Source organism: Alienimonas sp. DA493, from assembly GCF_043951915.1.
In the GTDB taxonomy this organism is placed as follows: Bacteria; Planctomycetota; Planctomycetia; order Planctomycetales; family Planctomycetaceae; genus Alienimonas.
This window is the reverse complement of the sequence record NZ_JBINJD010000013.1, coordinates 27927-43320: the sequence shown is the minus strand read 5'-3', so window position 1 is coordinate 43320 and position 15394 is coordinate 27927. Positions and strand designations below refer to the sequence as shown.

Sequence of the window (15394 nt, the reverse complement as noted above, 5' to 3'; positions counted from 1 at the left end):
AGCGGGCCAGCCGTACGCTTGCGGTTTCGCGGGTCCGTCACAACCGACGACTCACTCCGGAAACCGGTCGAACTTGCCCAGCACCGTCAGCCCGCCCTCGGTGACGGTGAAGCCGCGGGCCCGGTCGGCGTCGGGGTCGACGCCGACGCTGGCGCCCTCCGGGACGGTCACGCCCTTATCCAGAATCGCCCGGCGGACCACCGCCTTGCGGCCGACGGTCACGCCGTCCAGCAGCACGCTGTCGGTCACGTGGGCGTAGCTGTTCACCCGCACGCCGGGGCTCAGCACGCTGCGTTCGACCCGCCCCCCGCTGACGATGCACCCGGTGCACACCAGGCTGTCCAGCGCCACCCCGCTGCGGGGCGGGTGCTCGCCGTCGGACTCCTCCTCGGCGAACACGAACTTCGGCGGCGGGTAGTTCTCCCGCCAGGTGCGGATCGGCCAGTCCGGGTCGTACAGGTTCAGGTTCGGGCTGACCGAGACGAGGTCCATGTTCGCCTCGTACAGGGCGTCCAGCGTGCCGACGTCCCGCCAGTAGCCGGTGCCCTGGCCGCTCGCCCCGCGGTCGCCGTCGCCGAACGGATACGCCCGAACGTGGGACCGCGTGATGATGTCCGGCAAAATGTCCTTGCCGAAGTCGTGCGAGCTGTCCGGTACGGTGGCGTCGCGGCAGAGCTCCTCGAACAGGAACGCCGCGTCGAAGGCGTAAATGCCCATCGAGGCCAGGCAGGTGTCCGGTCGGCCAGGCATCGGGGCGGGCTCGGCGGGCTTCTCGGCGAACTGAACGACCCGGCGATCCTCGTCGATTCCCATCACCCCAAACGCCCTGCCCTCCTCCAGCGAGACCGGCAGGCAGCCCACCGTTGCGGCGGCCCCGGCGTTGAGGTGATCGCGGATCAGCGCCGCGTAATCCATCTTGTAGATGTGATCCCCGGAGAGGATCAGCACCACGTCCGGCCGGCTCTGCTCGATCGTGTAGATGTTCTGGTACACCGCGTCGGCGGTGCCCTGATACCACTCCTCGCTGAGCCGCTGTTGGGGGGGCAGCACGTCCACCCACTCGTCCAGCTCCCGACTGAGGAACCGCCACCCCTGGTTGATGTGCCGGTCGAGGCTGGCCGCCTTGTACTGGGTGAGCACCAGCGCCCGCCGCAGGCCGCTGTTCAGGCAGTTCGAGAGGGCGAAGTCGATGATGCGGTAGCACCCGCCGAAGGGCACCGCCGGCTTGGCCCGGTCGCGGGAGAGCGGTTCGAGTCGACTGCCCTTGCCGCCGGCGAGAATCAGCACGGTGACCCGCGGCAACGAGGCCGGAGCGGCGACGCCGGCGCCGGGCGGCACGGTGGGCAGGCCGGGGACGGGGGGCGAAGAAACAGTCACCGGGCGGGTCCGTGCCGCTGGGGGAAGGGGGCGATTCGCTGCGGGCGCCCCGTCAGCCTACCGCCGGCCGCTCCGACCGGCGACGGGCGGTCCCCCTATCTTGCCGGCCCCACGGCGGATCGCGCCCGCCCCGGCGTCGGCCTCGAGACCGACGCCGCGAACCGACGGCGGGCGGGGCGTGTCCGTCGGTCGTCCCGCCGCGACCGGAGACGATCGGACCGTTTCGGCTTGACCGTCCGCCGCGGCGTGATACCCTCCCCGGCCCGATCGCTCGCCCGGTGCGAGTCGTCGGCCAAGCGCCCCTAGCTCAATTGGATAGAGCGTCGGTCTACGGAACCGAAGGTTGCAGGTTCGAGTCCTGCGGGGCGTATTTTTCTTTGTCGGAAGGGACGGGGCGAAGCCCGCCCGCTGCTGGGGGAACGATTCGGGGGCGTGCCGTTCCCCGTCGGTTCGACGCCTCAGATCTTTTGCCCCCGCAGGCGGAGGGCGTTGCCGATCACGCTGACGCTGGACAGGCTCATCGCGGCGGCGGCCAGCATCGGGGAGAGCAGCCAGCCGGTGAACGGGTACAGCAGACCGGCGGCGATCGGCACGCCCAGCGCGTTGTAGACGAACGCGAAGAACAGGTTCTGCTTCACGTTCCGCACCACCGCCCGGCTGAGGCGGACGGCCCGGACGATGCCTCGCAGGTCGCCCTTCACCAGCGTGACCCCGGCGCTCTCGATGGCGACGTCCGTGCCGGCGCCCATCGCGATCCCCACGTCGGCGGCGGCGAGGGCGGGGGCGTCGTTGATCCCGTCGCCCGCCATCGCGACCGACGCCCCCCCGGCCTTCAACTCCGCGACGCGGTCGTGCTTCCGCTGCGGGCTGACGCCCGCCTCCACCTCGTCGATGTTCAACTCCCGCGCCACGGCCCGGGCGGTCGCTTCGTGATCGCCGGTCAGCATCACCAGCCGCAGACCCAACGCGTGCAGGGCGCGGATCGCCTCGGCCGTGGTCTCCTTGATCGGGTCGGCGACCGCCAACAGCCCGGCGGCGGCCGGCTCGGCCTGGGCGGAGGGGGCGACGGCGACGAAGAACGCCGTCCGGCCCTCGGCCCGCAGGCGGTCGGCCTCGTCGGTCAGGGCCGTCGGCAGATCGACGCCGCGGTCGGCCAGCAGCGCCGGGGCGCCGATCAGGACCGCGCGCCCCTCGACCGTCGCCGCGACCCCGCCGCCGGTGATGGATTCGAACTCGTCCGCCTGGGGCGCGGCCGCCCCGCGGGCCTTCGCCCCGTCGACCACCGCCCGGGCGAGCGGGTGCTCGCTGCGGGCCTCGGCCGCGGCGGCGAAGCGGAGCAGGTCGCGCTGCTCAACGCCGTTCGCGGTGCGAACCTCCGTCAGCGTCGGCCGGCCCTCGGTCAGGGTGCCGGTCTTGTCCACGACCAGCACGTCGCAGGACCGCAGCGTTTCCAGGGCGGCGGCGTCCTTGAACAGCACGCCCTCCCGGGCGCCGCGGCCGACGCCGACCATCACGCTCATCGGCGTGGCCAGGCCGAGGGCGCAGGGGCAGGCGACGATCAGCACGGCGACGGCGTTCACCAGCGCGAAGGCGAACGCCGGTTCCGGACCGACCGCCCACCAGGCGACGAACGCCAGCGCCGCCGCGGCGAGCACGAACGGCACGAAATAGCCGGCGGCCCGGTCCGCGACCCGCTGGATCGGGGCGCGACTGCGCTGAGCGGATGCGACGAGGGCCACAATGCGGGAGAGGACGGTGTCCTCGCCGACCTGCTCCGCCTCGATCAGCAGGGCGCCGGCGCCGTTGACGGTTCCGCCGACCACCTCGTCGCCGACCTCCTTATTCACCGGGACGGGTTCGCCCGTGACCATCGATTCGTCCACGGCCCCGCGGCCGTCGATCACTCGGCCGTCGGTCGGCACCTTCTCGCCGGGGCGGACGCGGAGGCGGTCGCCGGTGCGCACGTCGTCCAGCGGGACTTCGCGCTCCGTACCGTCTTCATCGACGACCCGGGCGGTGGGCGGAGCCAACGAGAGCAGTTCCCGCAGCGCCGCCCCGGTCTTGCGGCGGGCCCGCAGTTCCATCACCTGACCGAGCAGCACGAGGACGACGATCATCGCCGCGGCCTCGAAATAGACTCCGATCAGGCCGGTGTGCTCCTCACGGAACGTTTCGGGGAACAGGGCCGGGGCGACGGCGGCCGCGACGCTGTAGACGTACGCCGCGGCCACGCCGATCGCGATCAGGGTGAACATGTTGAGGTGCCGGTTCACGACCGACCGCCACCCCCGCACGAAGAACGGCCAGCCGCACCACAGCACGACGGGCGTCGCCAGGGCGAGTTGGAGCCACTGCGCAACCCGGGCCCCGACCCAGTCGTGAACCGGCAGGCCGATCATCGGCCCCATCGCCAACAGCAGAATCGGCAATCCTAGGGTCAGGCCGATCCAGAACCGGCGGGTCATGTCGACCAACTCCGCGTCCGGCTCGTCCTCCGCCCCGCGGACAGCGACGGTTTTCGGCTCCAGCGCCATCCCGCAGATCGGGCAATCGCCGGGGGCGTCCCGTTCGATCTGCGGGTGCATCGGGCAGGTGAAGACGGTCGTCCCGCCGCCCGGTTTCGCGGGCACGCCGCTCGGTTCCAAGGCCATGCCGCACTTCGGGCAGTCGCCGGGGCCGTCGGCGACCACCTCCGGATGACAGGCGCAGGTGTAGGTCCCCGACGCCCCGCCCCCGGCCGGCGGGCGGGACGGCGGCGCGGAACGGCTCGAACAGCAGGATCCGCCGTCGGCCGCGGGCGGTCGACGCTCCGGAGCCGCTGTTCCCCCGCCGCAACAGCCTCCCGCCGGTTTCTCCCGTCCGTCGGACCCGTCGAGGTATCGTTCCGGGTCGGCGGCGAACCGGTCACGGCAGCCGTCGGAGCAGAACCGGTACGTTTTGCCGTCGTGCTCCGCGACGCGGGGGGCGTCGGCCGGGACGGTCATCCCGCAGACGGGATCGACGACGGCCGCGTCGGACGCCGCGTCGGCGGACGGGGATCGCTCGGAGGCGTCGAGAACCGGGAGGTCGGCGTTCATCGGACCGCTCTGGGAAATGCGGTAACGCTGAGGCCCGGCCGGGCCTCAGCGTTCGAAAGGGCGGAGAGAGACGCGCCTCAGGCGGCCATCGCGGCGCAGGTTTCGGCGCACTTGCGGCACTGGTCCGCGCACTCGGTCATGCCGACCTTCTCGCAGCTGTCCGCGCACTTCTTGCAGACCTCGCTGCACGCCCGGCAGACGTAGCCGTGCAGTTCGCTGCCGCGGATCATGAAGTCGGCGCAGGTCGCGCAGATCTGGATGCAGTCCAGCATCAGCCGCGCGTGCGTTTGCTCGACGTGCTCGCCGCCCTTCTCGAGGCAGACGTTCGAGAAGTGGTCCAGGCAGGTCCGGTGGCACTCCTGGCAGGTGTCGATGCACTGCTGCATGTTGGCGTCGCTCATCGTCAGTCCTCGTCGTCACGGGGGGAACGGGGGAATCGCGCCGGCCGGTCCGCCGACCGGCGAGCGTCCGTTCTAGTGATACCCCGCGAGGGTATGGACCGTGGAAGGCGGAACGCCGGGATGGGGCCGCTCCCGTGCCCGGCCGCGCCGCCGCCGTTCGCCGGCGGAGCTCAGCGGCCGCCGAAGTTGCCGTATTTGGCGAAGACGCTCATCAGCTCGCGGATCTTCTCTTTACGGTCGGCGTCGTCTTCGGCTTTGAAGGCGGCGGCGACGCAGGTGTCCATGTGGTTCTCCAGCACGATGTGCCCCACCTTCCCAAGGGCCGCCATCGCCGCCCGGACCTGCATCAGCACGTCCACGCAGTACTTGTCCTCCTCGATCATCCGCCCCACCGCGGCCACCTGACCTTCGGCCCGGCGGAGACGCTTGCGGAGGGCCTCCTTCTGTTCGTCGTCGAGGTTCACGGATTTCGAGGGCGACCGACGGACGGGGCTCTGGAAAAGATCTGCGCCGACCGCGGGACCGGTCGTTCGGCATTCTAGCGATCGGGGGGATCACCGACGAGGGGAACGTCGCTCGCCGGGGGACTCAGCGGTCCCCCTCCAGGTCCGCGATGAGGCGTTTCATCTCGGCGATCTCCTCCCGCTGGGTCTTGATGATGCGGTCGGCCAGATCGCGGACGCGGGGGTCGTCGATCTCCGCCCGCTCGCTGGTGAGGATCGCAATCGAGTGGTGCGGGATCATCGCCCGCATCCAGGACTCGTCCTGCACGGTCTCCTGGGACCGCACCAGCCACAGCGTGAGGCCGAACACGACCGCGGCCGCGGCGAGAACGCCGAAGTTCGCCTTTTTGTTCTCGTGCATCTTCCACATAAAGCCCATCATGATTACGGCCATCGTCGCTCCCATCAGCAGGGCCATATAAAGTCGCGTCTCGCTGAAGAAGACGTGATCGAGGGCGTAGGTGTTCAGATACATCAGGACGAACATCACCGCGGTGGAGGTGGCGATCATCAGGCCGAAGCGGACGTAGGCGTTCATCAGGTGCGATCAAGCGGGGGCGGGCAGGAAAAGAGGCCGCCCGGGGGTTCCGGACGGCCTCAAACGGCGGGGCGCCGTCTCGAGCGGCGTCTCGCTCAAATATAGGTGCGGCACATCTCCGCGCACTTCCGGCTGGACTTCACGCACTCGGCGACGACGGCGGACTTGTCGGAGGAGTCCTCCAGCGCCTTCGCCGTTTTTTCGCAGCATTCGGCGCTGGCCCGGTGCATCGACTTCGACAGCGGGCTCTCGCGGACCATGAACGCGGCGGTCGTCTGGCAGACCGGCACGCAGTCCATCACGTATTCGTGGTTCTGCGCGTGGTCGGTCACGTCGCCCTGCTTCTCCTTGATTTGCTCCAGGCAGTGCTCGGCGACCCGGTTCAGCAGGACGACGTGCTCGGTCATCTGCTGAACGTCGGCCTTTTTCTTGCCGGTGAGCTTATGGCTGTGGTCGCCGCTCTGCGTCTCGTGATGGTCGGCGCGGGCGGCGGGCAGAGCGGCGAGTCCGGCGGCGCCGGCGGCGGCGGCGGACAGGACGTGGCGGCGGTTCATAAAAAGCTCCTTAGGCGCGGGGAGGGCGGCGAGGGAGCGACGGCGTCCCTCGCCGGGGGAAACACGCTGACGGATCCGGCCGGCGGCCGGCACGGGGACCGGGTCCCTTCGCTCATGGGGATACGCCCCGGGGGTATCTTCGGCGTCGACGCGGTGGGTCTTCCCGTCCCCCGCCGGCGGACGTCGTGTTGGGCTGAGGGGGGCCGCATTCGTCGCCGATCGCGTCGCCGGGTGCGGCGTTCGCCCCTTTTTGCAGGAAGCCCCCATGTTCACGCTGCCCCGCGCCGTCGCGCCGCTGGCGCTCGCCGGCCTCTGTTTCGCCGCGCCCGCCGGCGCCGCCCCGCCGGAGCCCGATCCGGCCGCCGCGGAGACGGCGGAGGGCTACCGGATCGAGGTCTTCGCCCAAGACCTCGACTATCCCACCAGCGTCGAGCCGGACGGCGCCGGCGGACTGTTCGTCGCCCTTTCCGGCGAGGCCCCGGGCGACCCGTCCGCCGAGCCGGCCCTGCTGCATTTCGCCGCCGACGGCGCCCGCCGCCGCGTGCCCGTCGACGGACTCCAGCCGCCCGTCACCGATTTGCTGATGCGGGACGGCGACCTGCTTATCTCTCACAGCACGAAAATCTCTCTTTTAGAAGACCCGCGGGGAGACGCCCCGACGTTGCGAGACCTCGTGACCGGGCTGCCGAGCCTGGGGGACCACGAGAACAACCAACTCACCGTCGGACCCGACGGCGGGCTGTACGTCGGGCAGGGCACGGCGACGAACTCCGGCGTCGTGGGGCTCGATAATAAAAAGTGGCTCAAGAAGCACCCGGACGTCCACGAACTCGCCCCCGCGCCGCTGCGCACCCGCGGCGAAGTCTTCCCGACGAAGGATCCGCTGTCCGAAGGCGCCGCGGACGACACGGCCCGCACCTCCGCCTATCAGCCGTTCGACGTCGCCACGCCGGACGGGGCGACGATTCCGGGAACGGCGAAGGCGAACGGCACGGCGCTTCGCTTCGACGCCGACGGCTCCAACCCGACGGTCTACGCCTGGGGCCTGCGGAACCCCTTCGGCCTGCTGTGGGTCGGCGGCACGCTGTACGTCACGGAGAACGGCTTGGACGTCCGCGGCAGCCGCCCGGTGGCGAACGATTTGGAGGACTTATACGTCGTTAAGGAGGGCGCGTTCTACGGCTGGCCGGACTTCGGCTCCGGCGACCCGGTGACCGACCCGCGGTTCAAGCCCGACGGGAAACCGCAGCCGACGTTTCTGCTGGCGGACCACCCGCCCGTGGAGCGGCCCGTGGCGACCTACCCCAAGCACTCGGCCATCGCCAAGCTGGACGCCTCCCCGGGCGGCGCCTTCGGATTCGAGGGGCAGTTGTTCATCGCCTTCTTCGGCCACATGACCCCCCTCACCGGCACGCCGCCGGAGGAGCACGGCGGTCACCGGGTCGTGCGGTTCGACCCGGCGACCGGCCGGTCGACCACCTTCTTCGGACCGAAATCCCACCACCACGGCGGCCACGCCGAGGGCGGTCAGGCCGAGGGCGGCCACCACGGCGGCGACCAAAAGAACGACGGCCGTCAGGAAAGCGGTCACGGCGAAGGCGCCGGGCACGGCGGGAGCGGTCACGGCGGGCACGCCCCGGGCGGCTCGGCGGGGCCGCGGCGTCCGATGGACGTGCGGTTCGCCGCGGACGGTTCGGCGATGTACGTCGCCGACTTCGGTCTGATGCCGGTCGACGAGAACGGCCCGCACGCGAAGCCGGGGACCGGCGTGATCTGGAAGATCAGCCCCGCGGACTGATCGCGGCCGGACCCGCCCCCGTCAGCCCGGGACGCCGGGGGCGGCGATCGCGTCCCAGTCGTAGCCCATGAACGCGGCGAACCGGCGGACGACGGCGTCCCACTCGGCCCGCTGCGCCGCGTAGCGGGCGAAGCCGGCGTCGTCCGCCCGACAGGCGACGCCCGCCGCCCGCAGCGTCGCCGCGGCCCGGTCGTAGTGGGCGCGCCACCGGTCGCGATCGGATTCGTCCGTCGCTCCGTCGGACGCCCGGTCCGGCAGGAACAGCGGCGCGAGTTCGTGAACCGGCCGCAACCCCGCCCGCCACAGCGCCTCGACCGCCGCGGACTCCGCCAGGGTCTCGGCGTCCGGCCCGTCGGGGGCGGAGCGGATCAGCGAGGCGGCGTCGAGCGTGACGAACAGGATTCGCGCCATCGCGTACCGCGGCTTCGGCAGGCGGAAGTAATGCAGGACCGGGTAAAAGTGGTGGGCCTCGAAGAGCCGCGCGAGCCCCGTGGAGAGCGTCGTCAGATCCTGCGAGGTCGCCGCCGTCGGTCCGGGCAGCGTTCCGGCGAGATAGGCCGCGGCGTCGCCGGAATCGCCGGTTCGCTGGTGCAGGCCGAGGGCGAACGCGTTCCGCCGGTGCAGGGCGTCGTACACGGACATCACGTAGGTCAGCGCCAGCGTGAGATAGCTGAAGCCGACCGCCGCCTCCGCGATCATCAGCACGCGGTAGGCGTCCGTGCGGGGGACGAGGTCCCCGGTGCCGAGCGTCGTGAGGTTAAATCCGGAATAGTAGAGGGCGGCGAGGAAGTCGGTGGGCGTGTCGGCGTCGCCGCTGGCCGTCACCCCCTCCCCCAACGCCGGCCAGGTCGCCAGGGCGAATCCGACGACCAGGAGGGCTCCCCAGGCCGCCACGCCGAGAACGACCGTCAGCGGGCCGGCGTGGGCCATCAGGCGGTCCCCGCCGCGCGAGGCGCCCCCCCACACCCCGCGGCAGACGCCGCGCGTGACCGGCCCGCCGCGGCCCCGCGGCAGGAGCACGGTGCGATACAGGTCGTACGCCGCCAACAGGACCAGGGCCCCGCCGGCGACTCGCAGCAGCGCCTCGCTCATCGCGTCCGCTGGTCGCCGTTTCCGCCGCCGCCGTTCATCCCCGGCATCGGCGCCCAGTCGTAGCGCTCATAGTCGCCGAAGCGGCGGACGATCTCGGCGAACACGGCCCCCTTCTCGACCGGTTCGTCAGTCTCCATCACGAGGCGATACAGGTCGTCCGGCAGCACCCGGACCGCGGTGAACAGGCCGTGCAACGTCTTGGGAGCGGTCGCCCGCATCCCTTTCATCTCGCGCCGGTTCCAGACTTTTTCCATCTGCTGCGGGGTCATTTTCATGCCCTGCATCATCTGCGGATAGCCGGGCGGAACCTCGCCGAGGGCCTTGGAGTTCAGGTCCACCGCGGGGCGAGTGTCTAAATTCGCGGTGTATCGATCCGTATCGGCCTGCCCCCGCAGCCGCGGGCCGACGTGCTGGACCATATGGTTCATCATGTGATGCACCATGTGGCAGTGCAGGGCCCAGTCGCCGGGGTTGTTGGCGATGAACTCCAACGACGAGGCCTGAGCCACGGCGATCAATTCCGTGTTCCGCGGGATCCAGGCAGTCTTGGGGATGCGGGCCCCCTCGTGCCCCGTCACCCAAAAGGTGTGCCCGTGCAGGTGGATCGGGTGATGCTGGATCGGGCTGAAGTCCATGATGCGAATCCGCACCCGCTCCCCGTGCCGGCAGACCAGCGGGGTCGTATACGGCCCGCTGCGGCCGTTGATCGTGTGCCAGTTGAAATCCATCCCCCAGCTGTCGACCACCGTCGTCATCGGGTCGATACGGAAGTTCTGAAAGATCAGCCCGAAATCCCGGTCGACCGGCGGGTCGAACGGTTTGCGGGGGTGAATAATAAACCACCCCACCATCCCGAACGCCTCCTGCATCGGGACGTGGGAGTGATAAAAGAACGTACCCTCCTCGTGCGGGCGGAGTTCGTAGACGAACTCCGCGCCCGGCTCGATCATGTTCTGGGTCAGATGCGCGGCCCCGTCGTACTGCACGCTGAGCTCCAGCCCGTGCCAGTGGACGGCGGTCGGTTCGGGCAGATCGTTCTTCACGATCACCCGGATTTTATCCCCCTGCGTCGCCTCGATCGTCGGGCCGGGCATCGACCCGTTGAACCCGTAGACGTTGATGTAGTAACCCGGCAGAAACTCCCGCGAGACCGGCTCGCAGGTGAGGCGGAAGACCTTCCACCCGTTCTCCATCGTGTACGGCAGCTTCTCCACGTCCGGGGCGATAAAGGGGGCGGGGCCCTCCTCGCCTTTGCGGAAGCCCGGCACTTCCTTGCCGAGATACCACTTGCTGTCCGGGTCGTGGCCGCGGCTGGGCTGATAACGGGAGAAGCCGTCGTAATCGGCCCGCACCTCGTTATCGTCCCGCGGCTGCGATCCGCCGGGGGGATCGGTCGGGGCGCCGGGGGCGGGCGTGGGGTCCTGCCGCGGGTTCTCCTGGGCGCCGGCCCGGGCGGCGAACGCGCCGGCCGCGGCCGCGGTCCCGGCTTTGAGGAAAGAGCGACGAGCTTCGGATGCGGACATCACGCGGTGCGGCAGGGGGGAAGCGAGGGGGAGCAGTGTACCCCGCAGGGGTATGCGGGGGTTCACTGATTCCGGCGCGAGAGCCGGATCACCGCGGCTGGGCGGTCACGTCCAGGTGCCCGGGCGGCAGCGGCGCCGGCACGGCCAGGCCGTCCCGGAGCAGGTAGCCGCGGATCAGCGTTTCGCTGGTCCGCAGGGCGACGAGGTGCCCGACGTAGCGCTGCCGCAGGTCGAAATAGCTGCTCTGCACGGTCAACACCTCGGGCCACTGCTGGCGGTCTTCAGCGTAGGCGTCGAGCTGGTTTTTATACGCCGAACGCGCCTCGGGCAGGATCACTGCGGCGAACTGCTCGACGTGCTGCCGGGCGGTGAGGTAGCGGCGGTACTGCATCGCCAGGTCGCGGCGGAGCAGCATCTCCGTCCGCTGGATCTCCCGGCGCTGCCGGACAAGGTCCGCCTCGGCCCGGCGAATGTTCCCCTGATTGCGATCGAACAGCGGAACCTGCAACCGCACGCTGGCCACCGCGGTGGTCTCCAGCGCCTCGAAGTTATAGCCGCTGCCCGCCTCGACGACGACGTTGGGGATCGGCTCGACCAACTCCCGCTTCAACGCGATCTGATCTTCGCGCAGCTTCTGCTTGGCCATGACGACCTGCGGCGCCTCGTCCAGGTATTCTTGGAAGACCTGCTCGAAGTCGATTTCGGCCGCTTCGCCGTCCAATTCGCCGACGACCGCTCCCGTCTCCAGCGGCAGCCCGATCAGGGAGGCGAGGGTCTGGAACTGCTCCAGATAGTCGTTCTCCGCCATCAGGAGGTTCAGCCGGGCCTCCTGCAGCGCGACGTTGGCCAGGTGCAGGTCGGACCGCGTCGCCTGGCCGAGGTTCCACTGCTCCCGGGCGGTCACGACCGCGTCCTCGGCGGCTTTGAGCAGGTCCTCGCGGATCGCAACGGTCTCCTTCGCCCCCAGCGCCTGATAGAAGTGGATTCGCACGTCGTTGCAGACCCGCCACTGCTGCGCGACGGCGGCCCACTCCGCGACCTTGGTGCGCTGCAGGAACTTCGCCCGGCTGATGTCCCGCTTGTCCGCGGTGACGAACTCCTGCGTGATCGTCGCGCCCTGGAACTCGCCGGGGGTGTCGGTTTCCCCCTCGCGGTCCACGCCGATCTGCTCGCCGACGTAGCGGAAAACGGGGTTCGGCCACAGCCCGGCCTCGACGGCCAGCCCCAGCGTGCCCTGCACCTGGGCCCGGGCCTGCACGAGCGTGGGGTTGTTGGCGGCGGCCAGTTCCAGCGCCTGATCGAGCGTCAGCGGGGCCCCGGCGAACGCGACGTTCGTCTCCCGGTCCACCGTCGTCCCCAACCCCGGCGGGGCGTTCGGCACCGGCGGAGGCTCTACGAAAGAACGCCCGACCGGATCGTCGTCGTCCGGCCGGAGTTCCGGAATGTCCGCCGGCACGGGAAGGTCGCCCCGACTGGGCAGCGGCGGCGGGGCGGCGAGCGGGCCGTCCAGGGGCGCCCGGCCGGACTCCTGTGCCCAAGCCGGCGTCGCGAGCAGTCCGGCGGCGACGGCCGAGGCGGCCAGGCGGAGAAGCGGGGGGCGGGGCATGGGGACGTCCGTGTCCGGGGAAGGGCCGCGGCGGGCGACCGCGAGAAAATCGCCGGGGAACGGCGGGCAGCGGCGGAGCGGTCTCAGCGGGTCCAGGGCAGCCAGCCGCGGCGGCCGCGGGGGGCCGCCTCGTGGCGCCGGGCGTGGCGGGCGACCTTGGCGGCGCCGGGCTCGCCCTCGCCGGCCACGCAGGTCGTCCAGGTGTGGTTCAGGCTGTCGTCGTCGCAGGCCGGCGTGCCGTAGTAGAGAAAGCCGGAGTACGGCAGGCCGACGCACCGGTCCGCCGGCCCTACTCCGCACGCCGGCGGCGGCCCGAACGGCAGGCAGGTTCCGCCCGCCATCCCGTACCGCGACCGCAGCGCCGCGTCCGACGGGCGATCGCCGCCGGCAAGCGGCCGCGGCAGCGGAAGCGACCGGTCGGCCGTCGGCTCCTGCGAGACGAACGGCGGCGCCGCCTCCTCGGCGTTCATGCCGCCCCCCGACATATCGCCTCCCGACATGCCGCCGGCGTCGGCGGGACGCTCCGGCAGATCCGGCAGCGGGGGCTGGGCCGCCCCGTCCTGACCGGACGCCGCCCCGGCCGTCAACGGCAGCAGGACGGCGACGGCGACCGCTTCCCGGCGGACGCGGCGGAATGAACGGGCGAGCGGGCGAGGCATCGGGGCGGCCGGCGGGGGGAATGTATAAGGAACTATCGGGTCGTACGGCGGGGGGGTATGACCTCGATTCCGCCGCGGCGGTCGTTTCGCCGCCATCCGTCTTCGGTCGTCCCGGCCAGACCGGGACCCGCTGGACCGGGACCCGCCGCGGCGGCCGGGAGCGTCGGCACGTTCCCGTCCGCAGGAGGCACGGCGGCGGGGCGCTGCGAGGCAGTGGGTTCCGCGGCGTCGTCCTCCGGCAGCGATTCCGGGGCTTGCGGGGCGTCCGCCGCGGGCTGCGGCATGGGGGCGGGCTGCGGCTCCGGCGCCGCCGCGGCCGGCGGGGGCGCGAGGGCCGCCACATCGCAGCCGACGGCCCGCTCCAGTTCCGCCAGCGCCGAGCCGACGTCCGCCCGCAACCGGGCCCGCTGGAGTTCCACCCGCAACAGGTCCGCGTAGCTGTTGGAGACCTCGGTGAAGCCGACGCGTTTGCCCCGGTAGTCCGCCAGGCTCACGTCTAACGTCTGCTCCGCCCGCGGCAGGATGCGGTCGTCCAGCAGCGTGAGTTGGTCCGCGAGGGTCTCCAGCCGGAAGGCCAACCGCCGGATCTGCCGGAGGGTGTCGTCCCGCTCGGCGTCGAGGGCCCGGGAGTCCGCGGCGATGCGGCGGTCCGCCTCCGCCACGCCGGCCCGAATCTTGTCGCGGTAGATCGGCAGGGTGAGGCCGAACGCGACCGAGACGTTGTCCCGCCCGTTGGCGTTGCCGGCGAGGGCGTCCTCCTCCGTGACGACGGCGTAGCCGAGGCCCGCGGTGAAGTCCGGCTTCGCGGCCAGGCAGGCGACCCGCCGCTGAGCCCGGTCGCGGGCGATCTCCCAACCGATCCGCTGCAACTCCGGCCGGCACTGCTGGGCCGCGGCGAACAGGGCGTCCACCTCCGCGGCGGCGTCGAGCGACGGCAGGTTCTCTGCGGCCGTGGGCAGCTTCGACCCCGGCGGCAACCGGAGCGTCGCGGCGAGGTCCGCCCGCGCCAGGTCCCGTTGCCGACGGAACGTCAGCAGGCGGTCGTCTAGGCGGTCGATTTCGAGCTGCGTCCGCAACACGTCCGTCTGCCCGCCCCCCGTCCGCACCCGGGCGACGGCGACGTCGAGGAGCTGTTCGAGCAACTCCCGGTTTCGCAGCGTGACCTCCACGGCCCGATCGGCGAACCAGGCGTCGAACCAGGCGGTTCGGGCGGCGAGGGCGGCGTCCAGTTCGGCGCTCGTCGCCTCCGTCTGTGCGGCGAGCGCCTCCCGCCGCACCACCTCGCCCCGAGCGCCGAGCTTTTCCGGCCACGGGATGCGCTGCGTGACCTGCACGCCGGTCTGCACGCGACCGGCGGCGGTTTGGAGGGCCTGATCGCGGAGCGGGTAACTGGTGCTCATCAGCGCCGGGTCGTCCAGCGCCGTCACCTGCGGGATCCGGGCGGCGGTCGCCGTGGCCCGGTCCCGTGCCGCCTGCGCCCGCGGCGACCGGGCGACGGCGAGGGCGACGGCCTCGGCCAACGCGATCGTGGGGGCGTCGGCCGGGACGGGGGCCGCCCCGTCCGGCCCCGCGGCGTTCGGTCCGTCGGCCACCGGTTCGGACGCTGGTGCGTCCAGCAGCGGGTCGGCGAACTCCTCGCCCGGCCCGTCGTCGTCGGGGCTCCGACGGTCGTCGGAGGCGCCCGCCGGCGCGTCCAGCAGCGGGTCGAAGAAGGCGTCGCCGTCCTGCCCGGCGGGCTCGTCCTGGTGGGAGGCCAGCCGGATCGCGGAGCCGCGGGATTGCGAGGCCTCCGCGACCGTCGGCGCTCCCGAAACCGCCGGGGGCGCCGCCGTTTGGCGGCAGCAATCGCCGTCGGCGACGCACCCGCCGGCGAAGGAAACGAGGCCGGCGAACGGCAAGGACGCCGCCAGCGCCAGCGACGGGCGACGGCGGAACTGATCTTGCATTCGGTGGCCGGTCTGCAAAACTCGAAGATACCCTCTGCGGGTACTTCGACCCCGGCCGACCGTCGCATTGAGCGCCCTCCGCACCGCCGTTACAGCTTGCCTGACGCTGGCGGTCTGCATTGCCGGCGGTCCGGCGACGGCCGCGCCCTTCGGCCCCTGCGAGGCGGAAACCGTCCGTCCGACGGCCCCCGCCGATCCGACTCCGCACGCCTGCTGCGGGGCGGAGTCCGTCTCCGTCGCGCCGGCCGCCCCCGCCCGCGGATGCTGCGGCGAGAACTGCACGTGCGGCGCTGCCGAGACGGCCGCCGAACGCTCGGTTC

General features: G+C 71.6%; 12 protein-coding genes and 1 tRNA gene. 2 read left to right on the top strand and 11 right to left on the bottom strand.

The annotated features are described in order from the left end of the window. Positions 1-51: 51 nt before the first annotated feature. Positions 52-1302 carry a glucose-1-phosphate adenylyltransferase gene (gene glgC / locus ACG2DA_RS03480; protein WP_395254091.1) on the bottom strand — a complete coding sequence of 417 codons (1251 nt, stop codon included), beginning with the start codon at positions 1300-1302 and terminating at the stop codon, positions 52-54. A 371-nt stretch (positions 1303-1673) separates the two neighbouring features. Between glgC and ACG2DA_RS03475 the strand changes: the two genes are divergently transcribed. Then, a tRNA-Arg gene (locus ACG2DA_RS03475) sits at positions 1674-1747 on the top strand. Between the two features lie 88 nt (positions 1748-1835). Here the strand turns inward: ACG2DA_RS03475 and ACG2DA_RS03470 are convergent. The 5 genes from ACG2DA_RS03470 to ACG2DA_RS03450 all read right to left on the bottom strand — a co-directional run bounded on the left by ACG2DA_RS03470 (position 1836) and on the right by ACG2DA_RS03450 (position 6450). After that, a complete protein-coding gene (locus ACG2DA_RS03470; protein ID WP_395254075.1) occupies positions 1836-4454 on the bottom strand; it encodes a heavy metal translocating P-type ATPase in 2619 nt (872 codons plus the stop codon). A gap of 77 nt (positions 4455-4531) precedes the next feature. Beyond that, positions 4532-4855: a four-helix bundle copper-binding protein gene (locus ACG2DA_RS03465; protein WP_395254074.1), complete on the bottom strand. Its 324-nt coding sequence runs from the start codon at positions 4853-4855 to the stop codon at positions 4532-4534. A 170-nt stretch (positions 4856-5025) separates the two neighbouring features. Beyond that, positions 5026-5319, bottom strand: a complete 294-nt coding sequence (locus ACG2DA_RS03460) for a metal-sensitive transcriptional regulator (protein WP_395254073.1) — start codon at positions 5317-5319, stop codon at positions 5026-5028. Positions 5320-5443: 124 nt separating this feature from the next. Beyond that, on the bottom strand, positions 5444-5896 hold the full coding sequence (locus ACG2DA_RS03455) for a DUF305 domain-containing protein (protein ID WP_395254072.1): 453 nt from the start codon (positions 5894-5896) through the stop codon (positions 5444-5446). 95 nt (positions 5897-5991) lie between these two features. After that, positions 5992-6450 carry a hypothetical protein gene (locus ACG2DA_RS03450; RefSeq protein WP_395254071.1) on the bottom strand — a complete coding sequence of 153 codons (459 nt, stop codon included), beginning with the start codon at positions 6448-6450 and terminating at the stop codon, positions 5992-5994. Positions 6451-6715: 265 nt separating this feature from the next. On the opposite strand from ACG2DA_RS03450, the gene ACG2DA_RS03445 reads away from it, so the two are divergent. Continuing rightward, on the top strand, positions 6716-8248 hold the full coding sequence (locus ACG2DA_RS03445; protein WP_395254070.1) for a PQQ-dependent sugar dehydrogenase: 1533 nt from the start codon (positions 6716-6718) through the stop codon (positions 8246-8248). A gap of 21 nt (positions 8249-8269) precedes the next feature. Here ACG2DA_RS03445 and ACG2DA_RS03440 read toward each other — a convergent pair whose 3' ends face one another. From ACG2DA_RS03440 to ACG2DA_RS03420, 5 genes are all read right to left on the bottom strand, one after another. Continuing rightward, positions 8270-9340 carry a potassium channel family protein gene (locus ACG2DA_RS03440; protein ID WP_395254069.1) on the bottom strand — a complete coding sequence of 357 codons (1071 nt, stop codon included), beginning with the start codon at positions 9338-9340 and terminating at the stop codon, positions 8270-8272. Continuing rightward, the gene (locus ACG2DA_RS03435) at positions 9337-10863 is read right to left on the bottom strand and encodes a multicopper oxidase domain-containing protein (protein WP_395254068.1); all 1527 of its coding nucleotides are present in this window, start codon (positions 10861-10863) and stop codon (positions 9337-9339) included. Before ACG2DA_RS03435 ends, ACG2DA_RS03440 begins: the two co-directional genes overlap by 4 nt. Before the next feature lie 88 nt (positions 10864-10951). Continuing rightward, positions 10952-12469 carry a TolC family protein gene (locus ACG2DA_RS03430; protein ID WP_395254067.1) on the bottom strand — a complete coding sequence of 506 codons (1518 nt, stop codon included), beginning with the start codon at positions 12467-12469 and terminating at the stop codon, positions 10952-10954. Positions 12470-12552: 83 nt separating this feature from the next. Next, on the bottom strand, positions 12553-13128 hold the full coding sequence (locus ACG2DA_RS03425; protein WP_395254066.1) for a hypothetical protein: 576 nt from the start codon (positions 13126-13128) through the stop codon (positions 12553-12555). 32 nt (positions 13129-13160) lie between these two features. Next, positions 13161-15074 (bottom strand): TolC family protein, encoded by a 1914-nt coding sequence (locus tag ACG2DA_RS03420; RefSeq protein ID WP_395254065.1) that lies wholly within the window; start codon positions 15072-15074, stop codon positions 13161-13163. Between the last annotated feature and the right edge of the window lie 320 nt (positions 15075-15394).